The sequence below is a fragment of the Parapedobacter koreensis genome, from assembly GCF_900109365.1.
GTDB classification, from domain to species: domain Bacteria; phylum Bacteroidota; class Bacteroidia; order Sphingobacteriales; family Sphingobacteriaceae; genus Parapedobacter; species Parapedobacter koreensis.
This window is the reverse complement of sequence record NZ_FNZR01000002.1, coordinates 770888-786302: the sequence shown is the minus strand read 5'-3', so window position 1 is coordinate 786302 and position 15415 is coordinate 770888. Positions and strand designations below refer to the sequence as shown.

The 15415-nt window shown below is 50.3% G+C and carries 9 protein-coding genes and 1 pseudogene; 2 read left to right on the top strand and 8 right to left on the bottom strand.

The annotated features are described in order from the left end of the window. Window positions 1-2 precede the first annotated feature (2 nt). The 5 genes from BMW65_RS07560 to BMW65_RS07540 form a co-directional block, all read right to left on the bottom strand. Window positions 3-2549: an AfsR/SARP family transcriptional regulator gene (locus tag BMW65_RS07560; RefSeq protein WP_177181040.1), complete on the bottom strand. Its 2547-nt coding sequence runs from the start codon at window positions 2547-2549 to the stop codon at window positions 3-5. 272 nt (window positions 2550-2821) lie between these two features. Continuing rightward, window positions 2822-3559, bottom strand: a complete 738-nt coding sequence (locus BMW65_RS07555) for a DUF3823 domain-containing protein (protein WP_090604137.1) — start codon at window positions 3557-3559, stop codon at window positions 2822-2824. A gap of 18 nt (window positions 3560-3577) precedes the next feature. Next, entirely contained in the window at window positions 3578-5365 is a 1788-nt protein-coding gene (locus BMW65_RS07550) for a RagB/SusD family nutrient uptake outer membrane protein (RefSeq protein WP_090604135.1), read from the bottom strand. Window positions 5366-5413: 48 nt separating this feature from the next. Next, window positions 5414-8569, bottom strand: coding sequence for a SusC/RagA family TonB-linked outer membrane protein (locus tag BMW65_RS07545; protein ID WP_090604132.1), 3156 nt, complete (start codon window positions 8567-8569; stop codon window positions 5414-5416). Window positions 8570-8816: 247 nt separating this feature from the next. Continuing rightward, window positions 8817-12182, bottom strand: coding sequence for a glycoside hydrolase family 2 protein (locus BMW65_RS07540; protein WP_090604131.1), 3366 nt, complete (start codon window positions 12180-12182; stop codon window positions 8817-8819). A 169-nt stretch (window positions 12183-12351) separates the two neighbouring features. On the opposite strand from BMW65_RS07540, the pseudogene BMW65_RS24830 reads away from it, so the two are divergent. Beyond that, window positions 12352-12918, top strand: a pseudogene (locus BMW65_RS24830) (DUF7010 family protein). Here the strand turns inward: BMW65_RS24830 and BMW65_RS07530 are convergent. Beyond that, window positions 12836-13168, bottom strand: a complete 333-nt coding sequence (locus BMW65_RS07530; RefSeq protein WP_218145361.1) for a LytR/AlgR family response regulator transcription factor — start codon at window positions 13166-13168, stop codon at window positions 12836-12838. The pseudogene BMW65_RS24830 and the gene BMW65_RS07530 overlap by 83 nt on opposite strands. A gap of 141 nt (window positions 13169-13309) precedes the next feature. Between BMW65_RS07530 and BMW65_RS07525 the strand changes: the two genes are divergently transcribed. After that, window positions 13310-13696, top strand: coding sequence for a helix-turn-helix domain-containing protein (locus tag BMW65_RS07525; RefSeq protein WP_090604129.1), 387 nt, complete (start codon window positions 13310-13312; stop codon window positions 13694-13696). 202 nt (window positions 13697-13898) lie between these two features. Here the strand turns inward: BMW65_RS07525 and BMW65_RS07520 are convergent, their stop codons facing one another. After that, window positions 13899-14372, bottom strand: a complete 474-nt coding sequence (locus tag BMW65_RS07520) for a hypothetical protein (RefSeq protein WP_090604127.1) — start codon at window positions 14370-14372, stop codon at window positions 13899-13901. Beyond that, window positions 14369-15340 carry a cytochrome P460 family protein gene (locus BMW65_RS07515; protein WP_090604126.1) on the bottom strand — a complete coding sequence of 324 codons (972 nt, stop codon included), beginning with the start codon at window positions 15338-15340 and terminating at the stop codon, window positions 14369-14371. The genes BMW65_RS07520 and BMW65_RS07515 overlap by 4 nt, the downstream gene beginning before the upstream one ends. Between the last annotated feature and the right edge of the window lie 75 nt (window positions 15341-15415).

Here is a 15415-nt window from a genome sequence, read left to right as displayed (position 1 = left end):
TATCAGTCTACGATATCCGTCAGCGAATGGCTGAATGCGATCCCCAGTAGCTGCTGGTAATCCCGGCAGAAATTGTCGTATACGTGTTTGGCGATGCCTTTTCGGCCTGAATTAAATAAGATGGAGCATTTGAGGTGCAGTGCCTCTTCGTTGACGGGGTCGTGGATAAACAAGATGTCTGCAATGGCCAGCCGTATGTCGTCATTATCGACATAGGGGCTGCTATGGAGCAGCTTGGTCAGGAGTTCCACAGTTGTACTTGAAAATTCGCTCTTAAAGGGGTCTATCCAGTCTGTTTCCACGGCAGGCAGCAGTTCGCCGCGCTGGAGCAGTGCCAGCAGTCGGTAGATTGCCGTTTTGTCCGAAGGGTTGCCGGACTTGAGGCGGTCGAAAAGATCCAGGATTTCCGTATAGTCACACCGCACGTCGTTGAGCTTGATAGACCAGGTCTCGTTGGTGGATTGCACCTCGAACTGGCCCAGTTGGTCGGCGATGGCGCGTAGCTTGCTGAGGTATACATTGCGGTTGTTCTTGGCGGATTCCTCGGACTTGTCCGGCCACAGAAAATTAATCATCTTTCTGCCCGCCAGCCCCTTGATGTCTTTTCGGGAATGCAGGATGAGTAGGATCAGCAGGTACTTGAGCGTCGGAGTAAATTGCCCGGATATGTCGTTGCCCTCGCGGTCTATCACAGCGAAGCCTCCCAGGAAGCATATGGCGCTTTTTGAAAACTCATGGTGCGTATCTGCAAGTCCGATTTCCAGGGGCTCAGGTTGTTGTAGTGTATTGATGGCGGGGTGGGGGCTGCTGCGCAAGTCATGTGGCTTGTGGGTGCGGCGCCGCCGATATCGCCATACGAGGAGGGACACGCCGCAGACCGCTGCTGCGAGCATCAGGTAGTGGCTGAGGCTGAATTTACGCTGTTGGCCGTTGCGTACTGTTTGGTGTATGCTGCTCAACGATATGGGCGGAAAATTCATGGAATAAATGGAGACTTCGGTCTCCGTCTGGCTCTTTTTTTTGCATATCAGTGCATAGAGCGCGCTTTGGCTTGATGAATAGTAAAGGTTGGTATAGAGGTATAAGCCTTCCAGGTCTTCTTCGATCGGGAAAGAGACCGTATCGAAGCCCTGCTTATCCGGCGTTATGCGGATGAGCCTGCCGCCGCTTACCTGGGTGGTCAGCACGTAAAACGCACGGTTTTCGGTGTCTACAATCATGTTTTCACCGGGCAGGAAATCGGAGGGTACGCTGGTTTCTTCCCACAGCTTCGTGACTTTATACCCGGGAATGGTGACCGAATAAAGATCGTAATAGTTCCGCGGAGACAATTCCTGCCTGCCGGATGGATTGCCCCGCCCGGCAAAGATGTATAGGGAGTTTCCCATCATGGCCGTCGCCGAAAAATAACGGGGCGGGATGCTGGAAAGCGTGATGGTCTCGAACCCATTGCCATGTGGCGACATCCGGATTAAATCGTTGTTGTAGCTGTAATATCCGTATCCGCCGAAAGAAAATACCGCTGAATCCCGGGCGGAAAACACGCTCGAATTGTTTAGGTATCCCGGGTCTTTGGTGCCTTTTTGGTCGGACGACCATGATCGGGTATGAAACGAAAAGGTCGAATACCTGTTTTCGTCGATATTGTAGGTGATCAATTCATCCGTGAGGGCGTCGTAATAGATTTGGTTCGGGGCGTTGGAAGCCATGCAGCCGTGGAGCACCGCCAGCTCATGTTCGGCATGCCGTGCCGGATCGAATACCAGTATTTTGTTGGTGTCCGGCTGCACGATATAGAATTTATCGCTGCCGTTAAACGCAAACAGCGAGTTATTCTGCACCTTTTTGGAATAAACTTTTTCCCACGTGGCATACATGTCGAGCATCCAGACGGGATTGGTAGCTACCGCTTCGGCGTGGTTCAGGGAGTCCAGCGCTCGGTCGCCGTTATGTTCCTTTAGTTTCCAATAGTAGGCCAATGCCTGATTGCGGAATAGTTTGACATCCCTGATATTCACGGAGGCGATATCGGCCATTTCAAAGGACTCAAATGGACAGCGCCCGAATGCGATTCGTGCACTGGAAGCTTTGGCAAGCCCGAAGGGGACGGAGAGTTCCTTGCCATCGAAAACCAGGGATACCTGGTTGCCGGTTTTGGAAAGGCCGACGGATACATTGATCCATTTCCCGAAGGCGATCTCCCGCGAGACCGGATGGACTTCCTCGTTGACGACCAGAATCGGATAGCGCTCGTTGTTTTGCCCTGCGGTAAACAGGAGATCGATATGGTCGTCATTATCCGTGATCAACCTGAAAACGACACCGAAGGCGTTGTCCTTTCGTACGAACATATCAAAGCTCAACCTCAATTCCCGCCCTAAGCTGATGGGATCGTTGGCATTAAGAACCAATGAAGTTTTTTTGGAATCTATTTCCGGATAACTTTTGATGTACAAGCCATAGTCGATTTCCTTGCACTCCGCTGGCCTAACCAACATTAGGATAAGGGAAAAAGAAAAAGCAAAATAGGGTATTATGTTCCTCACCAACTGCCAAATCATAATTTAAGGGTGTCACTCAAAAGGCCTACACCATACAAAATTAAGCTAATTTTTTGTGTCCTCGAAACCTCGTGATAGCCAGATCGGCAATAATTGTAAAAGGTTCATTGTGGCCGTAAAGGAAGGACCAAATGAACCTTGAATGCTCCTTAGTTTTTCGAACGGTGTTTTCGCGGCAGCAAAAACCACACAGCTGCTTTCTTAAGGTGCAGGTAAATCAGCAATTATGAGGATGTTAGCACTATTCATTTATCTCCACATTAATTTACGGTGGCTTTTACCACAGGGCTGTAATTGTAGGTGGATGACGGTGATGAAGCCGCGCGTGCGCCTACCCGGAAATAATAGTCTCCTTTTGGCAATCGTGTCTCTGCCCAGTTGATCGTAAACGTCTGTGGCATGTCCATGATGGCTTCGTCCGCTACGTCATCCCCGATGGGAAGTTTCCAGAGATTGGGGTAATAGGTGCCCGGGCCGGCTACATTAGAACAAACGTTTTCGTTGACTATCGGATAGTCATTGACCATGAAAATCACCTCGACCAATTTGGAGTCGTTTGCTGCCGATTTGGTAAGGGTGTAGGTGAATGTGCTGTCTGATACCGTGGCCGCTACCCGGTAATAGGGGTGTACCTCGAAGTTGAGCTCTGTGAGCCGCCCGTCGGAGAGGGTTACATTCACGGAATCGTCCAGGTAGCGGAATGGGCCATTCCAGGGGAATGCCTTGTAATCATCGGCGAAAAAACGGGTAGACGAGTAGGTGCCATCGGCTTTGATGGAAATATCAACGGGCTGCGGACTGGGGTATTTTTGCAAATCCCACTGTAAAAGGCGGATGGAACCACCGCCCGGTTGTTTGGTCTCGATGGGCTGCCCGGTTTCGGCATCGATGATGTTACCGAAAATGCCGGCTTCGGGTGCGGCATAATTATCATATTTCGTGCAGCCGGCAGCAGCGATGAGTGCCAATATCGCCAATTTTAATAATGTCGTTTTCATATAATTTCAATGCTATGATTAATAACCCGGATTGTCTACCAATGCCGTATTCAATGCGCGCTCGCTTCCCGGAATCTGGAAATAGTAATCCCGGTCCTGGTAGGTCTTGCCGCCATACACGGGCACCTTTTTAAATACATAATCACCGGCGTCTACATCGTAATAGATGTCCAAGCCATAGAGCTGCCGGACGTTAAACTCGGTGGTCAGCGTTCGCCAGCGTACGTAATCCCAATACGTTTTGTTTTCAAACGATAATTCAACACGGCGCTCGTGCCGGATTTTTTGCCGGTCAATGGACGTGTGCAGCGGCATGCCTGCCCGTGTCCTGATCTGGTTTACCGCGTCCAATGCTTCAGCGGGGTCATTCCCCAGTTCAAACGATGCTTCGGCATAGTTCAGCAGGATTTCGCCATAGCGGATGTCTATCCATGATGTCCGCGATGTCCACGCCCGGACAAGGTTCCGCTCGATGACGGGATCGGTCCATTTCTTGAGCCAAAAGGTTTGTGAGCCGGAGCTCGAATTGCCCGTGCCGACAATGGGCGTCACGCCGCCCTGGAAAGAGCGGCTGCCGGTATCGAAATACTGCAAGACGGTATTGCCATTGTACTCCTGGCCCCCGTAGATGACGCCACGCTGTGCGGTGATCACTTCGCCCCGGAACTCGGTGCCCGGAATGACTACCGTGGCGGCCAACCGGGGATCTTTATTTTCAAACGGGCCGCCGAGCGTGCTATGGTGTACGTAGTTGCTGGGGGTGCCGATGTCCAATGCGCCGGGCGTGCCATCACGGTATTCAAATTGCTCGACGAAATCCAACGTGGGTTGCAGCCTGTTGGCGTAGCCGTCCGGCGAGCGAATGTAGTCGGGCAACACCATGAGATCCTGCGAGTGGGTAGACTGTGTCGATGCAAAATCGAATCCCTTGGCGAAAATGGCTTCGGGATTCTGATCGCCGGGCTTGCATTCATAGAATAAATACTGGAAGTTTCGGATCTTATCCGTGGGGTATTGATTGAATAAGTGGTAATACCCGTCCGTTATGATGGTCCTGGACGCAGCATAGGACGACTGGAGGTATTCGGTTGCCTTGGCGGCATCCACGCCTATGACACCGTTTAGCTGTACGGTTCCGAATTTACCGATGGAGCCGGCATGCAGCATGGCCCGTGAGAGCAGGCCCAGCGCCACATACTTGTTTGCCCTGCCGTATGGGCTCTCCGCTGGCAGGTTTGCCGCGGCAAAGTCCAGATCTTCCTTGATGAAGTCCCACACCTCGGTTTCCAGGTTTCTCGGCTGGTTGCGCAGGGGCCCGGGATCCAGGGCCGGGCCGGTCAGGATGGGTACGCCGCCCCAAAACTTGACGAGCGCAAAATAGTAGTAGGCTCTTACAAACCGGGCTTCGGCCGTGTAGCGTGCTTTCGTGGGCTCATCGACATTGGTCACGGTTGCGATTTCTTCCAAAAAGGTGTTTACATTCCTTATCGCACTGTAAAGCTTGCCCCAGTTCTCTGCATTCAATTGCGAATTGCGCGTACCGTAAGCAAAGGCTTCTTCGGTCCAATTGGCGGTATAGGAGTCGCCGTTGGCCGGAAATTCACCAAAGCGGCCGTTGCAGAAGGTGTAATCTTCAATCGGCATATCGCGGTACAGCGAAGCAAAATAGGCGGTAACACCTTCGGGACTTGCATATATCTGGTCTTTGGTGAGCATCGTTACGGGATCGACGTCCAGCAAATTATCCCGGCAGGCGCTTTGCAGCACCGACACGGCGATGAGTAGAAAATAGATAACATGTTTCATATGGAATAGCTTATGAGCATCGTTAATAATGAGTCATTTGGCTGGGGGCTAAAAACTTAGCTGGGCACCAATATTGACATTGAATGTGATCGGGTAATTGTAGCTGTAGTACCGATTGCCGGAGTATTCGGGGTCGATAAAGTCGAGTCCCTGGCCTGTCCACGTATATAAGTTATAGGCGTTTACAAATACCCGCAGGCTATTGGCCTTGATACGGCTTAGCAACTGGGGGTTGAATGTGTATCCCAGGTCGATGCTTTTGATCCGTAAGTAGCTTGCGTCAAAGGTGTTGAAGGTATTTGGCGCATCTTTGTAGTTTTGACGTTGGCCGGTCGATGGGAATCTCCCCGGAATCCACGCGCTGTTCGGATCGTTGATATCCGCCCTGTGCCAGCGATCGTAGAAGACGGAAATGGGGTTGGCACGGTCAAAATAAAATGGACGCGACAGTTGGTCCTGGTAGGTGATGCGGTACATCGTTGCTCCTTGGAGCAATATCGAAAAATCGAATCTTTTCCAGCTGAGGTCAATGTTGGTGCCAAAGTAGATGGCGGGTTTTCCGCCGCCGCGGCCGATGACGGTTTGGTCCCGGCCATCGATGAGGTTGTCGCCATTGACATCAACGTACCTGAGATCCCCCGGCAGCAGTGTCCTATTGCCTGCGCCGTCATGGATGGGCGCAGCGTAGATTTCCTCAAAATTCTGGAACTGCCCATCGATTTGATAGCCCCAGATAATATCGTTGTACCGCCCGGCATTTCGATTCCGGTAGTAGTCCAGCTCGTTCCCCGCCGGGGTCTCCTCCCGGTAGCGGTAGTTGGTGCGGGCATAGGTGATATTGCCTGAAACTCCGAAGTCTACGTTGCCCAGCTTGCTCCGGTGGCCCAGCACCACTTCAAACCCCTGGGTGCGATCTTCGTTGAGATTGACCTGCGGGAGGGTGACACCGTAGGTGCCGGTCACTTCGGATATGGCAAAGGCCAGCAATCCGTCGCGATCGCGCCTGAAAATATCGCCCTCAAACGTGAGTTTGCCTTTCCATAGGGAGATGTCCAGGCCAATGTTTGCCGTAGTGGAGGTATACCAGGTGATGTCCGGATTGGCCGAATTTTTGAAATCAACGCCCCTGACGAATCCTGAGCCGAATACAGCGCCCCCTCTTGAACCTCCCTGTGTACTTGGATAGGTATAGCCCGTCAGGTAAGCAAAGGTGTTCGCTGCAACGATGTCGTCCCCGAGCTTGCCATAGGACAGCCGTACTTTCAGATTGTCAAGAAACGGCACGTTGTCTTTCAGGAAAGACTCTTCGGAAATGCGCCAAGCGAAATTCCCATAGGGGAAAAATCCCCATCGGCTGGTTGGCGGAAAGTAGGATGACCCGTCATAGCGGAAACCGAATTCGGCCAGGTAACGGCTAGCATAGTCGTAATTGACCCGCCCTACATAGCTTCTGTTGCTGCTTTCACTGAATCCGGATCCGACCACATCCGTGGAGCGGTCCCCGGCGGCCAGCTGATCGATTGCATCTACCACGTATTGGGTTTGTGCGTTGTTGCTGTTGCCTTTCCGGTAAATTTCATCATACAAGGCCAGCACGGTAAGGCCGTGGTTGCCAAACCGGTTTTGATAGTTCAGTGAGACCTGTAAGTTATTGGTATAGCCCTGCCCGAAGTATTCATTGAGCTGCGACGGGCCGTTGTGCAAAAATGTCCGTTGCTGCTGGGTGCCTTCGTCAAACTGGTATTGGTAGTACTGCTTCCTGAACGAACGGTTGAAGGAATAGCTGTTGTCATAGGCAAATAATGCCTTGGCACTCAGCCCCTCGATGAATGGAAGTGCATAGTTCAGCTGGAAAGTGGAAGTCAGCGCCTTGTCATTCGTATTGTTGTAGCCGCTGACATCCTCGGTAATGGATGCGAGTGGGTGGTCATGCGGCGCGTTGAAAAACTGCCGGTAATAGCCGGTTTCGCCATTGGAATACATGGGCTCCGTAGGGCTGATGCGCCAGGCATTCCTGATGATGCTGACCACATCCATATTCGGCCGTTTGCTGAGTACATTGTTGTACCCCAGATTCAGCCCAAATGTCAATCCTTTCAAGATCTCGCCGTCCAGGTTTGCGCGGAAATTGTATTTTTTGCCATACTCAATGTCGGAGGCGAATAATCCCCCTTCGTCGAAATAACCGGCAGAAAGGAAGAAACGCAATTTTTCGGTTCCGCCGTTCATCGTGAGGTTATGCTGCTGCTGGTCGGTTTGGTTGGAGAGAATGGCACCCAGAAAATCGGTGCTGGGCACGGCTCCGCTTTCAAAATCGGCCAACTGCTGGTTTGTAAATTCAGGCGGGGTCAGCTGCTGGCGGTTGCTAATCATGTTGTTGATCTGCTGCTCATTGAATAGCGTGGCATACTGAAATGCATTGGAAAGCTCCGGGTACCTGGTGATGTACTGCTTGCCAAACCGGGCGGTGTAGTTGACCTGGATGTCGCCTTGGCGTCCTTGCTTTGTGGTGACTAAGATGACGCCATTTGCAGCTTTTACCCCATAGATGGCGGCGCTTGCGTCTTTCAGGACGCTTACGCTTTCGATTTCATTCGGATCCAGGCGTTCAAATCCCGATTTATCGCGCTGTACGCCATCAATGATGAACAATGGGCCGCCTTGCTGGTTGCCTCCGTAATCACCGGGATCCGTGTAGCTGAAACCGCGGATATCAATCTGGCTGTCGAACCTGCCGGGCTGGCTGGACAATTGCGTGATTCGTACACCGGGAGCCCTTCCGGTCAACGTATTGGTGACATCGTTGTTCGAATTTTTGACGACGTCTTTGGCTACCACGGTGGATACGGCGCTGGTTAGATTCGCGCGTTTTTGCGTGCCGTAGGCAACGACGACCACTTCATCTAAATTCCCCGGATTGGGGGAGAGTACGACAGTCAATGCCGTTTCTCCTGCTGTAAGGGCAACTTCCTTCGCGAGGTATCCGAGGTAGCTCACCACCAGCACGGGGTTTTCACTCGATAGCCGCAACTCAAACGTGCCGCCCGTAACGGTGCGGGTACCTCCGGCACCGTTTTTTACTTTGATTGATGCGCCGACAAGCGGGGTGCCGCTTTCATCCGTTACTGTCCCGGTAACGACTCGCTCCTGTGCGTACAACTGCAAGCAGATGCCGCACAATAATAGTAATAGAAAACTCCTCATAATTTTTAATCTAGGACTATGAAAAAATTGATTAGGTGAGCAAAGAAAGAAATAGCCCTTAAAATAAAATTAAAATGGAATTAATACGGGAAAAGAATGGGTGTTTTGGTTACAACTATTTGATAATTAATGTGATATTTTGGGGTGTAGTCGGCATGCCTACGCAAGGATAGCTGCCGTATTCGCCGTGGAAAAGCGATTTTTCCACGGCGAATACGGCAGCTATCGACGAATGTATAAACTGCGCTTAAGGCTTCTCAAATGCAGCGCCAAGCTCGGCAAGGAATGCAGGTTGATTGCTGGTCAGCCGGCCGCTGAATTTCCAATCCCCGCCTTCTTGTATCACTTTGATGAGGATATGGTTCCAGCCTTGCCGCAGCTTCATCGCTTCTGCGGAGGTTTGCCCGCCTTCGATGGGGCCCACGCGGATATTGTCGATGATTTGTTCGCCATTCAGCCATGCCTGTACGGCGTCATCGGCGGCTACTTCGAGGTTGACTTGTGGCATGTTGGGCTCCACCAGTAAGTCCGCCAACGATCGAGGACTTGATACCCAAAAACTCAGGTATGCGACGGCATGGTCTTTCTGATCCGGTATAGCCAAAGATTTCAGGTCAAGGAAGCCGTTTTCGGCCGGTACGACAGTCCATTGTTTGCCGGCGGTCGTCGCATCGGGCTTGAACGCATCACGCTGTGCTAATGGCAGGGTATGCTGCGCACCATTGGATGCCGAACTCACTGGAAAATTGCCGAGGTAAAGCACATTGGCGATTTCTCCCGATGCAGTCAGCGGTTTTCCTTCCACAGCTGGTTGGAGGGCAATACCTGCATTGGACAGCAACGTTTTTACGGCGGACTTCGCTTTGGCGAGCGGTATCCGGCCGGGTAGCGTGGTCACCAAAAGATTCCCATTGCCCACGCGATGCCCTATCAGTACCGCACCAGCTGGTTTTTCCTCACGTTCTGAGCGTAATACCATAGCGGTTTTTACGTATTCACCTTGTTTGTTCCATTTCAACCAATCGGTAGGATTGGCCTCCAGCAATACCGTGCTTGTCCGTACCAGCTCGCCGCCCAGGCCATGCTGGACGATTTCAGCGGGGACGAGCTCTGAAAAATACCAGTCCGCGTGTTCCATGCTGTCGGTCAGGTTGCTTTGGTGCCTGATCAGCAACGATGAGGCCTTCCGGTCGGTGACTTCAACGGGGGCTGGGAGCAGCGCACCCAGCTGTGGTAAGGCAGCGGGAGAGACACCCCATATCCAAACGGTGCCGCCCTTTGCTTGTACGGCGCTGGCGCGTTTGGCGGCGCTTGCCTCGGGCGGGTGGCTGCCATCGATGAAAAGCACGTCCGGCAATTCACGTTCCTTAGCTTGCTGTACGGGCACCCCTAAATTCAGCAGATCTGCCGCAAGCGTACTGCCCTGGCCGCCTATGACTTCGACAGCTGTGATGCCGCCCTTCACGGCAAACGAATAGGGCATCTTACCGCCTTCCGTAAGCGGGATTTCAAAGGGCGCAAGCGGATCGGCTGCTGCATCTTGTATAGCGTCAAAGAGCGGCCAGGTCTCATACAGTGGCAGCGCGGGGTCGTAGCCGGGGTTGAAGGTGGTGGTATAGGGGCCAAGCCTTTCGGGCTGTACGCCCGGAGTTCCTTCTTGAAATGCGGCAAAATAGATGCCATCGTCCAATGTCGGGGCTTTGGAGGTGTCCTTCAATCCGATGGCTAAAGGCTTCAGGCCGTACCACGCGAGGTTGAAGACACTCCGATAGGAAGCGTCCCGTTGCCGCTGTGCGACCAACGACTGGTAGGAAGAACGTGCGACGCCTTCCATCCGGCCCAAAAACGATTCATAGGCCCGGCTGCCATTCGTGGCGGCTACTTGCTGGGGTGTCCCGTAATAGGCGTTGCCATCTTCGCCCACGCCCCAGGGTTTCCCGCTGTTTCGGGCATGATCCATGCCGCCTTCCCCGCCGTAATGAATCATATAGATGGGCAATTTTCCCTGCCCGTCATCCTCGCCATCGGCCGAAATCCAGGGCCTTGTGGGATCCAATGTCCGGCAGATATCGGCCCACACGCCGTAGTACGCGATGAGTTTGTCGCGTAGGCCGGGCGGATTGCGCATCACGTTGACGATCACCGGCATCACTTCATTGGAAACACTCCATCCAAAGACCGATGGGTGGTTTCTATCGCGGCGGATAAGGGCCGAGAGGTGTTTTTCCGAGTCTTTCCAATACCGTTCATCGCCGAAGTTTGGCCCGCCGTCACTGGCCCATACCGCGGTTTCATCCAATACCAAGATGCCCATTTCATCCGCCATATCCAAGTAAAACGCGGGGAAGGGCTGTGCATGCAACCGCACGGCATTGCTGTGCGCATCTTTCAGCGCTTTATACCATGCCCACGCATACCGTCGGGTCATCTGCGGAATGCCCATAAAATGCCAGGAGTCGCCTTTCATGGTTACCGGCTTGCCGTTTAGTAAAAATTTGCTCCCTTCGATGGTGGTCTGCCGCCAGCCAAATCGCTCGTATTTGCTGTCGATACGCTGCTTATCGTGCGCCACGTGCAGCACCATTCCGTACAAATTGGGCGCTTCGGGCGACCACGTCTTGAGCTGATCGGCCACGCGGACGCTTAGCTCCACCTTGGTTTCGCCGTGGGCGGGAATGCTGACCGTAATCGGTGGGATGCTGAGCGCAGGCTTTTCTGCCAGCTTCGTTTGCGATGCTGGCGAAGCCAGTCCATCCGGCCCGATAGTGGGAAGCCATTCGTATACGTTTCCCCCGAGCTCGCCCTGTACGGCATGGGACGTCTGGTTTGTTAAGGTTACCTCAACTGCGAGGGTGTTTTTGTCCAGCCAGGGTTTTATATACGTATCGGCAATGGACACGGCAGGGGAGGCCACTACGTGTACATCCTGCCAGATGCCGGCGATATGCTGGCCCCAGAAGGATCCTGCTTGGTAGGTGCGTCTGCCGTTGGTGCTCCTTTTGTCAAACAGTGATGCTTTGCGGATGCCCACATACAGGGTGTTTTCTTGGCCCAGTTTCACGGCATCGGTGATGTCGATATCGAAAGGCAAGAAAATATCGAAGTGCGTGCCTACTTCTTTGCCATTCACGATGATCTGTGCGTCACCGGCAACGGCCTCAAAATGCAGCTGGATCCGTTTGCCTTTCCATGATGCCGGAATGTGGAATGTTTTTTTCAGCCAGCCCAGTTTTACCTGCTCCCATGCCTCCGGATAACTTGGGTAGCTTCGGAAATCTCCGCCACGGTCTTTTTCGGCAAAACTGTTGACATTCCAGGGCGATGGTATTTTGACTAATGTCGAACTCCATTTCGCCTCATCAATAGTGGGTAATGTTGGCGATGCGTCTTCGCCTTCCCGGAATCCAATAGGGAGATCGACCGGCTGGAATTGCCAGCTCCCGTTGAGGCATATGGCGTCTCTATACGGTTTTTCGACTTCTTTTACCAACGTTTCGGTAGGCGCAAATATCATCGGTTGTTGCTGCCGGGATTGCCCATGCGCGCAAACGGTGAGTAGTAGGGTTGCTGACAGGCAGCAGAGCCTTTGCAGGCTTTTTGGATAATTAAGCATATATACGTTTTTTAGTATCTTGGTATATGTAATCTATGGGGGCAAATAAAAGCCCAGCACTAAATATTTCCTTAAAAAATGGTTAACGGGTAGACTGGCCTTCGGAAAATAATGGTGGAGTGATATTATTGCTTATATTTATGCATTGTAGCCAATTTGAGAAAATGATATGGATAAAATGCAACTAAACCGCTTGCGGCTCGATCTGGCCACAAAGGCAAAAAACGGACTTGATTTTATACTGGCTGCCGCAATCGTTTGGTCAATTATTTCGTTGGTATGGTACCTCGATTATTCCAGTTATGACAAAAGTATCCTCACTTTTATCGTTGGGAGCGCCATGCTTCCGCTGGCATTGGGCCTTTCTAAGCTATTGAAGACAACCTGAAAAATTAGAGATAACCCGTTGCAACCGCTGGGACTTTGGCTGAATTTTGCCCAGCTCTTTTATTTCCCCTTTTTGATTTTTGTATTGATTAAACAGCCCGACTATTTTTTGATGACGTATGTTATCATTACAGGGGCTCATTTTTTTCCTTACGCCTGGTTTTACAACGAAAAAGGTTTTGCTGTAATGGCTGGCGTCATCAGTATGGGTGGTTTATTGCTGGGACTAAGTTTGGATGAAGAGAACATGTATCTCCTTGGTGTTTTTATGGTGTGTTGTTTGCTCGTGCTGGGAATCTGGATTTATGTTTCTTATTTAAGCAAAAGTAGGAACAGCACTGCGCGATGAAGTATGGCCGGATTCCATTGTGGTCAATCTTATCAATAGCTACCATGAAGGATCGGTGCACGCGGGCAAAATGATGAGATGGCCGCAATTCCTCCAGTTTTGCAAAGTTAATAAGGGTCATGATCTTTCCATGTACGGTATGCACGCGAAGGTAATCTTTCATGCCCTCAATCAGAAGGATGTCTCGGATGGTAATTTTCTGAATGCGGTGACCCACCTTCAGGAAGATGTACCCCTGCTCGCTTTTCACTGCTGTCTGATCAGTGGGTTGCCTAGTGCGGTGTTCCTGGTAGATTGACAGCAAGCGTACCGTGTATATCCGGTTTATTGGTACACAAGCTAAATACGACAAGTTAAAAGATTGTTCGAGGGTATAAAAATTAGGAAAGTAATGATTAATAAGATACGGAACGAAAAGCAATATCACCAAGTGATGACTATGACTGAGGGATATCTTCAAAAGGCTACTGATGGCGGTGGATTCCACGCACTAAGCCAACAAGAGGCAGACGAATTGGAGAAACTAAGCCTTTTGGCCGAACGCTATGAAGATGAGTATATGAAGTTGATGCCCATGCCATTGACACTTGCCGCTGTGGTGGAAGCCAAAAAGGAAGAATTGGGTGTTACCCAAAAGGGGCTTGCATCCATCCTTGGCATCGGCGCACCGAAATTATCCCAAATACTCAACGGCAAACGTGACCCCGATGTAGGTTTCCTGAAATCATTGCATCAAAAACTGGGGATTGACGGGAATTTTATTTTGGAAAAAGTGTAAAACTCATTTTATGCGTTAGAACCGAAGCACAGATTTGAAAGTAAATATAGCAATATTGCTGGAGTCGCCCTGACCTATGGGTACAATTGTCCGTATAATACCGCTTGCGTTTGTAAAACAGCCATGGGGCCTTCTATTCCCGAAAAATTTTACGAGAATGGCCAAGAATTTTACGAGAATTGAATATCATCTTGTTAACGAATTAAGGACTCACAGCCATGCGTAGGTTCGTAATCCATTTAATTCTTGTTGTTTCGTCAGGATGTTTTGAATTGTTAAGTTCAAATCCCTCAAACAACGTGTACTGTGGCATATTGTCTTTAGAAATTTCAATCCGCTCGATGGATTTAATGACTTTTGGAATGTTTGCCCCAAACCATTGCTCATCTTCTTGTAATTGCCAGGTTACCTCATACAGCACGGCACCTATCGGATAGTTTCCATCGTTGCTTACTTTGCCATGATGATAAGCAATATCGTTGCCATATAGGACCGCCAGGGTACTATCTTTTGGATACACTGAACTGGTTATCGCGTTCAGTAATAACGGGTTTTCAGGTAAATCTCCTAAGCTGTTAATGGAAGCCTTTTCATTCAAGCCCAATTCATTTTTCGAATGGCATCCATAAACTAAAAGTAAAGCTATGAAACCGGAAATAGATAGGGAACGTTTCATTTTTTGTTGGTTTTTTGTTGGTAATCTTTTAAATACAAAGGTTTTGTAAATACATAATCGTTGTTTTTCATGGGCTGATGACAGGCAATGCATTCCGCAGTAAATAGCGCTTTTCCCCCATAAGGTTTCAGATCGGTCCCTCGCCATCTTGCCCAACCCCAATCGTTGGTCGCCGCATATTTATGGGTATCTTTGATCATGAATTCAACCTGTACAAACGATCCGGCAGTGATACTTCCATCCGCGTTGGCCTGTTGCTTCCAGGCCGTCTTGGCAAAAATGGCTCCATCCGGCCAGGGATTTGTCGCGTGGTTCTGTATGGCTTTTACAGCGATATCATTTCCATAGATGATGCGCATGGTACCGTTGTCAAAGCGGTCTGAAATGCTGATCACTTTCCAATTGCGGTAATCGGGTATATAATCAATACCGTTGGGTGCAGGTTGAACCGATTGTTTTGATAAAGCCATTTTTCCGTCGACAAAATCGGAAAACTGTTGATTGGATTCATGGATTTGTATGCTGTCAATTGGTTTTCGTGGCGTTCGGGTAATCAGGAAGTTTTTTAATGTCATTATATCATCCGTTGAAAGCTTCGCATTGGGATGGATGGCTGTATAAGAAAACAGTGGCATTTCTCCTTGTAAGATCTTGTTGAGTGAATAGTACAGTTTTGTATTTTGATCTGCAGGTGCTAAGGAATCCCATGTTGAAAAATCCAGCGCCTCACGGCCTTTTGCAATGTGATTGGATACGATGTAGTTGGCAGGCGTCAGTTTGTCATACCACCTTAATTCGGTTTGTGTTGAATGGCAATCGAAACAGGAACTCCGGATAATGGCATTTACTTCCTGCGGTATTCCGGTTAGATCATTGACGGGCTGATATTCCGGCTCTTCCGGCCCGATGAATTGCAATAATCCGATACAAATGGTAACTAAAATCAGTATTATACTTGCCTTTTTCATTGTTTTCAATAATCATTTATCAGGACAAAACTATTGCTAATGAAATGGTTATAAAACAACGAATTGGTCAGTGGG

Coding starts and splice junctions, on each gene's coding strand:
- BMW65_RS07515 (WP_090604126.1), bottom strand. CDS start 15,340: ATGAAAAAGGCAAGTATAATACTGATTTTAGTTACCATTTGTATCGGA.
- BMW65_RS07555 (WP_090604137.1), bottom strand. CDS start 3,559: ATGAAAACGACATTATTAAAATTGGCGATATTGGCACTCATCGCTGCT.
- BMW65_RS07520 (WP_090604127.1), bottom strand. CDS start 14,372: ATGAAACGTTCCCTATCTATTTCCGGTTTCATAGCTTTACTTTTAGTT.
- BMW65_RS07550 (WP_090604135.1), bottom strand. CDS start 5,365: ATGAAACATGTTATCTATTTTCTACTCATCGCCGTGTCGGTGCTGCAA.
- BMW65_RS07545 (WP_090604132.1), bottom strand. CDS start 8,569: ATGAGGAGTTTTCTATTACTATTATTGTGCGGCATCTGCTTGCAGTTG.
- BMW65_RS07540 (WP_090604131.1), bottom strand. CDS start 12,182: ATGCTTAATTATCCAAAAAGCCTGCAAAGGCTCTGCTGCCTGTCAGCA.
- BMW65_RS07525 (WP_090604129.1), top strand. CDS start 13,310: ATGATTAATAAGATACGGAACGAAAAGCAATATCACCAAGTGATGACT.